Annotated in this window: 11 protein-coding genes; 4 read left to right on the forward strand and 7 right to left on the reverse strand. The window is 74.4% G+C overall.

The genetic code is table 11. The features are described from left to right. Positions 1-15 precede the first annotated feature (15 nt). A complete protein-coding gene (locus tag ACOTKD_RS33555; RefSeq protein WP_424892777.1) occupies positions 16-402 on the forward strand; it encodes a hypothetical protein in 387 nt (128 codons plus the stop codon). Here ACOTKD_RS33555 and ACOTKD_RS33560 read toward each other — a convergent pair. Continuing rightward, the gene (locus ACOTKD_RS33560; RefSeq protein WP_424892823.1) at positions 399-1,322 is read right to left on the reverse strand and encodes an aminoglycoside phosphotransferase family protein; all 924 of its coding nucleotides are present in this window, start codon (positions 1,320-1,322) and stop codon (positions 399-401) included. The two genes, ACOTKD_RS33555 and ACOTKD_RS33560, sit on opposite strands and share 4 nt — an antisense overlap. A gap of 88 nt (positions 1,323-1,410) precedes the next feature. Beyond that, on the reverse strand, positions 1,411-1,806 hold the full coding sequence (locus ACOTKD_RS33565) for a tautomerase family protein (protein ID WP_424892778.1): 396 nt from the start codon (positions 1,804-1,806) through the stop codon (positions 1,411-1,413). A gap of 138 nt (positions 1,807-1,944) precedes the next feature. On the opposite strand from ACOTKD_RS33565, the gene ACOTKD_RS33570 reads away from it, so the two are divergent. Continuing rightward, complete coding sequence (locus tag ACOTKD_RS33570) at positions 1,945-2,817, forward strand: LysR family transcriptional regulator (RefSeq protein WP_424892779.1); 873 nt, start codon at positions 1,945-1,947, stop codon at positions 2,815-2,817. A gap of 54 nt (positions 2,818-2,871) precedes the next feature. Here ACOTKD_RS33570 and ACOTKD_RS33575 read toward each other — a convergent pair whose 3' ends face one another. From ACOTKD_RS33575 to ACOTKD_RS33590, 4 genes are all read right to left on the reverse strand, one after another. Continuing rightward, entirely contained in the window at positions 2,872-3,288 is a 417-nt protein-coding gene (locus tag ACOTKD_RS33575; RefSeq protein WP_424892780.1) for an SHOCT domain-containing protein, read from the reverse strand. Next, positions 3,285-4,622, reverse strand: coding sequence for a hypothetical protein (locus ACOTKD_RS33580; protein WP_424892781.1), 1,338 nt, complete (start codon positions 4,620-4,622; stop codon positions 3,285-3,287). Before ACOTKD_RS33580 ends, ACOTKD_RS33575 begins: the two co-directional genes overlap by 4 nt. Before the next feature lie 140 nt (positions 4,623-4,762). Beyond that, a complete protein-coding gene (locus ACOTKD_RS33585; RefSeq protein WP_424892782.1) occupies positions 4,763-4,960 on the reverse strand; it encodes a hypothetical protein in 198 nt (65 codons plus the stop codon). Positions 4,961-5,059: 99 nt separating this feature from the next. After that, entirely contained in the window at positions 5,060-7,714 is a 2,655-nt protein-coding gene (locus ACOTKD_RS33590) for a LuxR C-terminal-related transcriptional regulator (RefSeq protein ID WP_424892783.1), read from the reverse strand. Positions 7,715-7,896: 182 nt separating this feature from the next. Here ACOTKD_RS33590 and ACOTKD_RS33595 point away from each other — a divergent pair, with 182 nt between their 5' ends. Both ACOTKD_RS33595 and ACOTKD_RS33600 read left to right on the forward strand, forming a co-directional pair. After that, positions 7,897-9,483, forward strand: a complete 1,587-nt coding sequence (locus tag ACOTKD_RS33595) for an MFS transporter (RefSeq protein WP_424892784.1) — start codon at positions 7,897-7,899, stop codon at positions 9,481-9,483. Beyond that, positions 9,480-10,004 carry a potassium channel family protein gene (locus ACOTKD_RS33600; protein ID WP_424892785.1) on the forward strand — a complete coding sequence of 175 codons (525 nt, stop codon included), beginning with the start codon at positions 9,480-9,482 and terminating at the stop codon, positions 10,002-10,004. Before ACOTKD_RS33595 ends, ACOTKD_RS33600 begins: the two co-directional genes overlap by 4 nt. Here ACOTKD_RS33600 and ACOTKD_RS33605 read toward each other — a convergent pair. Then, complete coding sequence (locus ACOTKD_RS33605) at positions 9,954-11,324, reverse strand: diacylglycerol/lipid kinase family protein (RefSeq protein WP_424892786.1); 1,371 nt, start codon at positions 11,322-11,324, stop codon at positions 9,954-9,956. The genes ACOTKD_RS33600 and ACOTKD_RS33605 overlap by 51 nt on opposite strands. Positions 11,325-11,388 lie beyond the last annotated feature (64 nt).

The raw sequence follows: 11,388 nt of genomic DNA on the forward strand, positions 1-11,388 counted from the left end.
GAGACGTGAACCATCGTGGGACAGAAGACGAGTTGGGCGCTGCGCACGGGTCTGAGCGCGGTCGGCGCACTGGCGCTCCTTGCGGCCGGTGTGCCTTCCGCGGAAGCGGGGTCGCGGGGCTGCAACCACCGGACGTGCATCTCCGTGCAGGGGGCGGGTCTCCACGTCGACTCGGTCTCGGCGTCGACGACGTGGAACGGTGACTTCACCGGGCACTTCCACATCTGGGGCGGCGGCCTGAACGCCAACAGCGCGACGGGCTACTGGGGGTACCACCAGCAGTACACGGTGCACGTGGGCCGCGACCTGCCGAACCGCTCGGTGGTGTGCGCGGAGGGCTGGGAGCACGTCAACGGCCGCCTCGAATCCCGTGGCCGCGCCTGCGAGGAGGTCCACTTCTAGCGCGTCCGGGCGCGTGCCGCCCCGCGGCCGCCGCTTCGGACCTCGTCCAGCACCGCCCGGATCACGTGGCGGGCGTTGCGGGCCATCGCCGGGTTCGTGCTCCGGTAGTACGGCAGCGCGATCAGGGCCTGCGAGAGGGTGCGGCCGCGTCCGCGGGCCCAGGTCGCGTCGTCCACGCCGAGCGCTTCGCGGAAGGCCTCCCGCGCGCCGGGCGGCAGCAGGTTCCACGCCGGGAACAAGTCGCAGGCCGGATCGCCCGCCCCCGCGCATCCGAAGTCGAGCACCGCGGAGAGCCTGCCTCCGTCCACCAGCAGGTTGCCCGGCATGAGGTCGGCGTGCAGCCATACCGGCGGCCCGTCCCAGGCGGGGGCCCGCAGGGCGTCCTCCCACACCGAGGTCACGGCGTCGCAGTCGACACCCTCCTGCGGGATCCCGCGCAGATCCCCGATCGCCGCCCGGGTCGCCTCGTCGAGCGAGGCGAGCGGCCCGCCGCGGTGGGCCGGCGGCGCCCCCGGCAGGGTGACGCTCCGCATCGCCGCCACGAACCCGGCCAAGTCCCGGGCCAGCAGCACGGGCTCGCTCAGCGCCCCCGCCACGGGGTTCTCACCCGTCAGCCACCGGTGCACCGACCAGGGCCACGGATACCCGTCGGCGGGCTCCCCGGCCCCGAGCACCTCGGGAATCGCCGCGGGCAGCCGGGGCGCGAGGCGGGGCAGCCACTCCTGCTCCAGCGACACGTCCGCGGCTCCGCCCCGCACCAGCGGCAGCCGTACGACCATGTCGTCGCCGAGCCGGTACATGGCGTTGACGGTGCCGCCGGACGGAAACCGTTCCACGGCCCGCCCCGCCCACTGCGGGAACTGCCCGGCGATCAGCCGTCGTACGAGGTTCTCGCCGATCGGGTGCTCGTCGGCGTGCATCTGCCCTGTGCTCACGGGCCACCATCCGATCGCCGGACGCCTCCGGGCGTCAAACGCTTTTCCCGCCCGTGCGCCGCGGCCCCGTACGTCAGCCCGTCTGCCGGGAGCGGTAGTGGTCGAACTGGGTCACACCGTTGTAGCCGTAGCTCTCCGGGTGCAGTTCGTGCAGCGCGACACCGGACCGGGGGAGCGGGCCGAGGAGGCCGGTCAGCAGTTCGCCGGCCCGGGCGATGAACGCGGCCTTCTCCGCGGCGCTGTTCGTGCCGGCGGTGAGGCTGCCCTCGACGTGCGCGTCGCGCTCGCCGGTCAGGGCCTTCCCGCCGACGAAGTAACTGCCGGAAGGCACCGGGTTGATGTGGACGATCGTGCGCGCCCGGTCCTTGCGCAGAACCGACACGGCCAGCTCGGTCAGCCCCTCGGCGAGGGCGTGCTGGACGTCGGCCGGGAGGCCGGGGTCGGTGACGGTGACCCGGAAGTACGGCATGTTCTTCTCCTCCGTGCGTACGTGGTCCGCTGCGGGTGCGCGGTCCGCCGCCGGCGGTCCCGGCGGCACGGAGCAAGCCTCACCGACCTGGCACGATTGATCCAACGCATGGAAGTCATACGCATATGAGGCCGGTGCATGTCCGTCAACCTCCCTCAACTGAGGGCTTTCCTCGCCGTCGTCGACACCGGCGGCTTCAGCGCGGCCGCCGCCGAACTGGGCATGAGCCAGTCGGCGGTGTCCCACGCCGTCGCCTCCCTGGAACGCGAACTGGCCGCCCCGCTCCTGGTCCGTGCCACCCCGGCCAGGACCACGGCGCTCGGGGAGCGGGTCCTGCCGCACGCCCGCATCGCGCTGTCGGCCGCCCGGTCCGTGGAGCGGATCGCGGCCGAGGCCGGCGGGGCCATGACCGGCGTCGTGCGGCTGGCCGCCACGCCGACGGTCTGCCAGGGCATGGTCCCCGGCCTGCTCCGGCACTGGCGGGAGGACCAGCCGCGGATCACGGTGCGGGTCTTCGAGGGCGACAGCGCCGAAGTGTCGGTGTGGCTGACCGACGGGACGGCCGACGCCGCGATCCTGATCGACCCGCCGCCCGGCCCCGGCGTCCTGCTCGCCACGGACCACTACCGGGCCCTGCTGTCCCGGGACCACCCCCTGGCGGGCGAGCCGTCCGTCGACATCCGGGACCTGGAGGACGACCGGTTCCTGATCTCGCCCAACGGCTGCGAAGCCCGCATCCGCACGATCCACGGGCTCGCCGGGCTGCGCTTCGACCCCACCCACCGGGTACGGGACCTGGCGACGCTGATCAGCATGGTGCAGGCCGGAATCGGCGTGACCGTCCTGTCCGAGGTCTCCCGCTCGTTCATCCCGCCCGACCTGGTCCTGCTGCCGCTGGAACCCCGCACCGCGCGCCGCCTCGTCCTGACGGGACCGCCCGCCCGCCCCTGGCACCCGGCGGTCCGCGCCCTGGCGGAGTCGGCGGCCGGCCACCTGGCCCGTACCGCTTGAGGGAGCGGCCGCCCGCCGCCGGACCTCCGAGCCGGGCGTGCGGGGGTCGCTTCCTCAGTGCAGGATCTTCTCCTTCGCCCGGCGGAACTCCTCGTCGGAGATGTCTCCCCGGGCACGGATCTCCGAGAGCTTCATGAGCTCGTCGGCCTCGCTCCTGCGGCCCGTGCCGCCCGCCGTCTCGCGGATGTACGAGTCCAGCGCGTCCTGCTGTGCCTGGAGGTGACGGCGTTCGCGTGCGCCCATGCTCCTGCCGCGGGCGCAGACGTAGACGAAGACGCCCAGGAAGGGCAGCAGGATGGTGAAGAGCAGCCAGCCGGTCTTGGCCCATCCGTTGAGCGCGTCGTCGCGGAAGATGTCGCCGATGACGCGGAACAGCAGGATGAACCACGCGACCCACAGGACGATCCAGAGGACGGTCCAGAAGGCGCCCAGGAGCGGGTAGTCGTAGGCGAGATAGACGTGTGCGTTCATGAGGGCTTCCCCTGTTTCTCCGTGCTGTTCACGGTGGAGGCGGCGCCGAGCACCGCGAGGACTGCCAGGACGAGGACGGCGATGCCGAGGACCAGGGCGACGACCGCCGCCGTGGGGTAGTTCCAGAGGAACAGGGCCAGGGCCGCCGCTGCGATGACGATGCCGGTGGTCCAGCGCCGGTGCGTCTCCAGCCAGTGGCCCGTGGCGCCGGTGCGCAGACCGGAGCGGGCCATGGCACGGCCGGTGGCACCGGTGGCCCGGGTGCTCGCCGAGCGGACGAACCGGGCGCCGCGCCCGGGGCCGTAGAGGTAGCCGGCCAGTGCGGTGATGACCGCCGCGACGAGCACCGTGCGGGTGCTGTTGCGCAGGAAGCGGACGAAGGTGTCGTAGATCGAGGCGGCCGCGTCCGCGGGCAGGACGGAGGGCGGGACGGAGTCCAGGTAGATGCGCCGTGCGACGACGAGTCCCACCAGGAGCAGCACCATCATCACGCCGATGCCGACGGCCGCGGTCATGAGGGCCACCCGGTGCGAGGGGGCCGCCCACACGGCGAGCGCGGCCAGGACGACCGCGGTGACGGGCAGCCACGTCCCGACGACGTCGAGCAGGCGCATGGTGCTCTGGGCGTCGTCGAGCTTGTCGGTCCGGAACAGGGTGATCGTCTTGTCGACGTCCGGGATGTTCGCGGCCTTCTCGTAGCCCTCCCCGACCAGCTTGTCCTTGACCTTGTCCACGACGGTGCCCAGGTCCAGGACGACCGCGTCGCCCTTCGCCTCCACGGCGCTGTTCCCCTCGCCGGTGAGCGTCTTGACGACGGCCGCGTGGGCCCGCCGGTTCGCCCCGTCCCACAGCTGCGCGAACTGGTCGCTCGTGATGACCTTGTCGACCACGTTGTGGACGGCTGTGGTGAGGGCGCTCTTGAGGGGGCCTGCGAGGAGGTGCGACTTGTCCACGATCCCCGGTGGGGCACCGGCCTTGGCGACCGCGTTGCCGAGGGCGTCCGTGATGCCCTTGATGTCGACGTTGTCGACGACCCGTGTGGTCAGCTTGTCGGTGACGGTCTTCTGCACGGCCGGGTCCTTGGCCAGTGGCGCGACGGTCTGGACGTACCGGTCGGTGTCCGAGACCTGGCTGTTCGCCCAGGCCGCCACCACGGCGAGCGGCGAGAGCACGAAGGCGAGCAGGAGCAGGACGGACGCCGCCGCGTAGCGCAGCCTCCGGTGGTGCAGGTCCTCGCGGTGGCGAAGGCGCGCGTAGTCACGGCGTTCGCTGGGGGTGAGGGGGCCGTCGCCGTACCCGGGGCCCTGAGGGCCGTGAGCGCGAGGCGGATCCATGGCCTGCTCCCTCCTCCGGCGGGCGGGTGCCGACCGGACCGGGCACGCGCCGAACGCTCGAAGGGCTGTTCCTACGCGCAGGCTGGCCGATGCGCGGCGGCGGTCGCATCACCCGCAGCGGGTGAACCGTGCGCCGTCCGTCACTCGGGCAGGCGGCGCATCTCCTCCACGCCCAGGCCGAGGTCCTGGAAGCGGGCGAGGAGCCCGTACAGGTGGGCCTCGTCCGTGACCGTGCCGTGGAACAGCGTCTGCCGGGGCAGCGGTTCCGCCTTCAGCTCCGGGAAGGCCTCGGTCAGGAGACGGGAGACGGCGCCCGTCACACGGAATTCGTAGCGCATGGTCGAACCGCTCCCACCGTCGGGGATCCACCAACGGTGACAGGGTGCGCCGCCCGCAGGCCACCGCCATCACCCGCAACAGGCGGCGACGGCGGCGCGTCAGAGGAGGTGCAGCTCCCTGCCCCGCTCGACGGCGTCGCGGCGCCGGGAGACGCTCAGCTTGCGGTAGACGCTGCGCAGGTGGGTCTTCACGGTGTTGACGGAGAGGGACAGTTCGGCGGCGATCTCGTCGGCGGACATCATCCTCTGCACGCACAGGAGCACCTCGCGTTCCCGGCTGCTGAGGGGCTGGGCCGGGCCCGGGGGCTCCGCGTCCCCGAGCGCGGTGAGCCAGGCGCCGCGGTGCTGCGCGGGACCGGTGCCGCCGGCGCCGTCCAGCAGGTGGCGCAGCCAGGGGCCGGCGTCACGGAAGGGGCGGCGCAGCCGCTCGGGCCGGGCGGTGTCCAGTGTCCGGCCGAGGAGGCGCTCGGCGGTCGCCCGGTCGCCGGCCAGGAGCGCGGCCCGGGCCCGCAGCAGCTGGACGCCCACGCGGTCCGGCAGGCTGAGGTCGGGGGAGTCCCCGGCGCGGGCCAGCAGGCGCAGGCAGCGGCCGGTGCGGCCGGCGGCGAGGTGGGCGCGGGCGAGGGCGACGAGGGGCGCGGGGCCGTCGGCCCGGGTGCCGTGCACGGCGGTGACGGCGGCCTCGTGATCCCCGCGGGCCAGTGCCGCGGCCGAGCGGGTGAGCGCGAGCCGCTGGGCGGGCCACGGCGCGTCGTCCGCTCCCGGGCGGGGGAGGACGGCGAGGGCCGTCTCCCAGTGCCCCCGGGCCAGTTCGAGACGGGACCGGAGCACGGCGGCCTCGGCCGCCAGGAGCGGATCCTCGTGCACGTCGGGGCGTTCGAGGGCCTGGCCGAGCCGGCGGTGGGCGGCTTCCAGGTCGTCCCGCTCGCACGCGACCGCGGCCAGGGCGACGTGGGCGGCACCGGTCCGGCGGTCCGGCGCGGCACCGCACTGGCCGGCGATCACCAGCGAGCGCAGTGCGTGGTCCTCGGCCGCGGTCAGGGCCCCGGCGGCGCTCTCGGCCAGGGCGAGCAGCCCGAGGGACATGTGCTGTACGGGGAGCGAGGCCGCCGTGGTGCAGGCACCGGCGGCCTCCGTGCCGAGACGGCGGGCCTCGGTGAGGTGCCCGCGGCCCAGGAACGCCCGGGCGAGCCCGAGGAGCCGCAGCGCCTCGATCTCGGGGTGGGCCCGGATCAGCTCGGGCGGCACCCGCCTCATCAGGTCGGAGACGGCACGCGCGGCTTCTTCGGCCGGTCCGGGCCGGCCGGTACCGCCGTCCTCGCCGTCCTCGCTCGCGTTCCCGTCCGCCCGGGGCTCGCACAACAGGTGCAGCAGCTCGTGGGTGAGCGCGACCTCCGGGTCCGGCTCGGCGCCGTTGCGGCGCAGGTGCCGTTCGGCCGCGGCGAGGCGCTCGCGGCAGCCGGCGCGGTCATGACGCGCCAGCCGGCAGGCGGCCGCCAGCAGGGCGGGTTCGGCACCGGGCACGGAGGGCGGCATACGGGAGAGGGCCCGCTCGGCCCGTTCGCCTTCCGGAGCCGTGAACAGGGCCCCGGCCAGCAAGTGGTGGACGGCCAGGGAAGCGGCGTACCGCCAGTCGCCGGCCTCCGCGGCCTGCTCCAGCGCCTCGGTGACGCGGCCCGCCCCGGCCAGCCAGCGGGCGGCACGGGCGTGGAGCCGCGGTACGAGGACGGGGTGCCGGATCCGCAGCTGGGCGCGGAGCACTTCGGTGAACAGCGGGTGGACCCGGCACCACGCCGTGCCGGGGACGGGTTCGACGAAGGCGTTCTCGCGGATCAGCCCGGCCAGGACCGCCTCGGCGTCCTTGCGCCCGGTCAGGGCGTTGACCAGGTCCGGGTGGAGGCGGTCGAGAACACTCGCGCGCAGCAGCAGTTCTCTGGTGGCGGCGGGCCGGGTGTCGAGCACTTCGGCGAGCAGGTAGCCGGAGACCGCCTCCTCGGTCCCGGTGAACGAGCGGGTGAAGCCGTCCGGATCGCCGCTGCGCTGCATGGCCAGGGCGCACAGCCTCAGGCCGGCGGCCCACCCTCCGGTGCGCCGCGTCAGGGCCCGGGCGACCCCGTCCCCCGGCCCGAGGCCGTGCCCGCGCAGCAGTGCGGCCGTCTCGTGCGCGGTGAAGGCCAGGTCGGCGCCGCGGACCTCCGTCAGCCGGTCCTCCGCGCGGTAGCGGTGGAGCGGCAGCAGGGGTTCCAGCCGGCTGGTCACGACCAGCCGCAGCATGGGCCCGCAGTGGTCGAGGAGGAATTCCAGGCCGGCCGGTACGCGCCGGCCCGTCACGTGCTCGAAGCCGTCGAGGACGAGGACCACGGGGCCGGGCAGGCGCTCCGTCGCGGCGGCGAGCCGGGTCAGCAGGGAAGTGCCGACGCTGCCGGGCCCGTCGGGCACGGCGATCCCGCCGGGCAGCCGGGGGAGCGCGCGCCCCAGGGCCTCCAGGACGTAGCTCCAGAAGACGCCCGGCGCCGCGTCGTCCGGGCCGAGCGTCAGCCACGCCACGGGCCCCGGGGGCCCGCCGTCCCGCGCCCATGCGGCGGCGAGGACGGTCTTCCCCGCCCCGGCAGGGCCGGTGACCAGCGTCAGCGGACCCTGTGCGCCGTCACCGAGCCTGCCGAGCAGCCGGGGCCGGGGGACGTGATGGCGAGGAGCGGCGGGCACCGAGAGCTTCGCTGCCAGCAGCGGGTCGCCCGACCAGGTCAGCGTCACCCTCCATCTTCACCACGCATGACGGGTGATCGCACACGGGCCCGTCCCGGGAGCCGGGCCGGGGCCGGACCGGCGACACACCCCCGCGCAAGGCGCCGGCAGGCCGCCGCGCGGTTCTAGAGTGCGGTCAAGTGGCCGCTCGCCCGTCACCGGGGCGCACCGGAAGGCGGAGAGGTGCAGGCGTGAAGCGATGGCGTGCCCTGATCGTGCTCGGGACGGCCCAGTTCCTGATGGTGCTGGACACCTCGGTGATGAACGTCTCGATCAGCAAACTGGTCGAGGACTTCGACACCGAGGTCACGGCTATCCAGGCCGTCATCACCCTCTACACCCTGGTCATGGCCGCCTTCATGATCACCGGCGGGAAGCTGGGCGACGCGTTCGGCCGCCGCCGGGCCTTCACCGTCGGGCTCGTCGTGTACGGAGCCGGGTCCGCCGTCACCTCCCTGGCGCCGTCCCTGTGGGTGCTGGCACTCGGCTGGTCGGTGGTCGAGGGGCTCGGTGCCACCCTCGTCCTCCCGGCGCTCGCGGCGCTCGTCGCGGGCGCGTACCGGGGCCGGGAGCGGTCGGTCGCCTACGGGGTCATCGGAGGGCTGGCCGGCGCCGGCATCGCGGTGGGGCCGCTGCTCGGCGGATGGGTGACCACGTACCTGACCTGGCGCCTGGTCTTCGCCGGCGAGGTCGTGCTGGTCATCGCCATGCTGTGCGTCGTCCGGTGGATCCCGGACGTTCCGCCGGAGCCGCGCACCGCACTGGACAAAGGAGGCGTCGCCCTGTCCTCGGCCGGGCTCGCCCTCGTCGTCCTGGGCGTCCTGCAGAGCAGCTCCTGGGGGTGGCTGAAGCCCCGGAACCCGCCCTTCACCCTCCTCGGCTTCTCCCCGACCGTGTTCGTCATCGCCGCGGGCGGCGTTCTGCTGTGGCTGTTCTGCTCCTGGGAGCGGCGGCAGCAGGGGCGGGGGAGGGAGCCCCTGGTGCGCCTGTCGCTGTTCGCGGTCGCGCCGCTGCGGTCCGGGCTGACCATGCTGCTCTGCCAGAACCTCGTCCTGCTCGGCCTGTTCTTCGTCATCCCGCTGTACCTCCAGGTCGTCCAGGGCCTCACCGCCTTCGAGACCGGGCTGCGCCTGCTGCCGGTGTCCGTGACCATGCTGCTGTCCGCCATGACCGGACCGGTGCTCAGCAGGATCGCCGCACCCCGGACGGTGGTGCGCTGGGGCCTGCTCGTGCTCGTCGTGGCGGCGGTGTGGCTCCTGGCCACGATCGAGCCCCGGATCGACAACCTCTCCTTCGGCCTGGCGATGGCCGTCCTCGGCCTGGGCATGGGGCTCCTCGCCTCCCAGCTGGGCAACGTCGTGCAGTCCAGCGTGGGGGAGGGCGAACGCAGCGAGGCCGGCGGCCTGCAGTACACCGCACAGAACCTCGGCTCGTCCCTGGGCACCGCGCTCATCGGCTCCCTGCTGATCGGCGCCCTGGTCCACGCCTTCACCACGCAGATCGAGGGCAACCCGAAGATCTCGGACGCGGCACGCCAAGAGGCCGGCATCGCCATGGAGGCGGGGGTCAGCTTCGTGAGCACGGACCAGGTGCGCGCCGCCGCCGAACGGGCCTCGCTGCCGCTGTCCGAGACCGACGCGCTCGTCGACTCCTACGCCACGGCGCAGCTGGACGCCCTCAAGGCCTCCGTGCTGGCCGCCGCGGCCATCACCCTGGGCGCGTTCCCGTTCACCCGCCGGCTGCCGGCGGAGCGGCTGACGCGGGAGGCGGGCCGGTGAAGGCGGTGCTGCGGCCCCTCGGCACGGCGACGGGCCTTGTCCTCGCCTATTACCTCCTGCCCATGGACCAGAGGTTCGAAGGGAGCGCGGCCGTGGGCCTCGTCCTCGGTCTGATGGCCGTGGCGGCCCTCTTCACCTGGCAGATCCGCTCGATCCTGCGGTCGCCCCGGCCCCGGCTGCGGGCGGTCGAGGCACTGGCCACCACGGTTCCGCTGTTCCTGCTGCTCTTCGCGGCCACGTACCACCTCATGGAGCAGGCCCGGCCGGGCGACTTCACCGCACCCCTCAGCCGGACCGACGCCCTGTACTTCGCCCTCACGGTGTTCAGCACCGTCGGCTTCGGCGACATCACGCCCCGCACGGAACCCGCACGGATCGCCACCATGGTGCAGATGGTGGGCGACATCCTTCTCGTCGGCGTCGCCGCCCACGTCGTCGTCGGGGCGGTCCAGTCCGCCCTCGGACGCGGGTCAGCTCCCGGACCGCCCCCGGGCTCCGGGAACGGCCGCGCCGGAAGGTAGGGCACGGCCGCCCGCCGTGAACGCGAGGCCCCACAGACGCCGCCAGTCCAGCCGCGGCCGCGCCGCCGGGACGCCCGGTCGGTGCCGGGGAACCCTCACCCGCAGCGCGCCGGGCTCCGACGTACAGCGCACGGGCGTGGGAAGCGTCAGCGCTTCGCCGTCGACACCGACCTGCACTTCGGGCCGGTCGGCGTCGATCACGAGCTCGCGCGAGGTGAGCGTGACCAGACCGGGTGCGTGCCGGCCGCGCAGCAGATCGGCCGCCTCGACGGCACTGTCGACCTTGACGCTGACGAGCCCCAGCACTCCGCCGTCGAGCCGGTCGCGCCGGCCCAGCCCTGCCCGGTCACCGACCCGGTACGGGTTGTTGCTCACCAGCACGGCCTGCGGGCCGTCGACGGTGACAGAACCGGCGCCGACCCGCAGTCGCGGACCGTGCTGACGGGTCAGCACGCCGGGCAGCAGCCGCATGAGGGTGCCGGCCTTGTCGTCGCGGTACGCGGGGCTCTGCACGACCCCCGCGTACGCGCCGAACGACGCGTTGTTGACGAAGACGCGCCCACCCACGCGCCCGAGGTCCACCCGCAGCTCCACCCCGTCGGTGAGCGCCTCCAGACTCCGCGACGGGTCCTCCCGGTCGAGCCCGAGGTCCAGGGCGAAGTGATTGCGCGTCCCGGCCGGCACCACCAGGAACGGCACCCCGTGCTCCGCCGCCACCCCCGCCACCAGCGCCTGCGTCCCGTCGCCCCCGGCCACCCCGAGCAGGTCCGCGCCCCGGGCGAGGGCGGCGCGGGCGAGGGCGGCGACATCCCCGGACCGGCCGGGGCCGAGCAGCACCACTTCCGCACCGAGCGCCTCCGCCTTCTCCCGCAGCCGGAAACGCCCCACCTTCCCGCCGCCCGAGCGCGGATTCATCAGGAGACAGGCGTGCCCGGGCGGCGGGACCGGACGGCCGGGGGCCGTGCCCGGGGCCGTGTCCGGCCGCAGCGCCGCCCAGCCCGCGGCGGCGGCCAGCACCCAGAGCCCCAGCACGACGAGGACGACCCAAAGGAGCCTCGCCGCGACGTACGACACGAGCACGGCCACCGGCGCCGCCGCGGCCAGCACGAGGGCGATGCCCCTCACGACGCCCCGGCGCGTCAGCGCCCACCACGCGGCCGCCGCCGACACGGCCGGCCCCGCCACCCCGACGGCCACCAGTCCCAGGCTCCTGAAACCCGCCACGCACAACAGGAGCACCACCGCGCCGGCGACCGCCACGAACGCCAGCCGCGCACTCCAGCGCTGCCGCGCCCCACCGCGGCCCGCGACACGATTCATGGGACCTCCAGCGCCCACGGCCCGGCCCCCTTCCGCCATGGTCGCCGCCCGCGCGGGGGGACAC

The sequence above is a fragment of the Streptomyces sp. XH2 genome, from assembly GCF_049725035.1.
Taxonomy (GTDB): Bacteria; Actinomycetota; Actinomycetes; order Streptomycetales; family Streptomycetaceae; genus Streptomyces; species Streptomyces roseoverticillatus.

Bases quoted from the DNA above. Each gene is read 5' to 3' on its own strand.
- ACOTKD_RS33560 (WP_424892823.1), bottom strand. From the start codon at position 1,322: ATGCACGCCGACGAGCACCCGATCGGCGAGAACCTCGTACGACGGCTG.
- ACOTKD_RS33605 (WP_424892786.1), bottom strand. From the start codon at position 11,324: ATGAATCGTGTCGCGGGCCGCGGTGGGGCGCGGCAGCGCTGGAGTGCG.
- ACOTKD_RS33585 (WP_424892782.1), bottom strand. From the start codon at position 4,960: ATGCGCTACGAATTCCGTGTGACGGGCGCCGTCTCCCGTCTCCTGACC.
- ACOTKD_RS33565 (WP_424892778.1), bottom strand. From the start codon at position 1,806: ATGCCGTACTTCCGGGTCACCGTCACCGACCCCGGCCTCCCGGCCGAC.
- ACOTKD_RS33580 (WP_424892781.1), bottom strand. From the start codon at position 4,622: ATGGATCCGCCTCGCGCTCACGGCCCTCAGGGCCCCGGGTACGGCGAC.
- ACOTKD_RS33575 (WP_424892780.1), bottom strand. From the start codon at position 3,288: ATGAACGCACACGTCTATCTCGCCTACGACTACCCGCTCCTGGGCGCC.
- ACOTKD_RS33570 (WP_424892779.1), top strand. From the start codon at position 1,945: ATGTCCGTCAACCTCCCTCAACTGAGGGCTTTCCTCGCCGTCGTCGAC.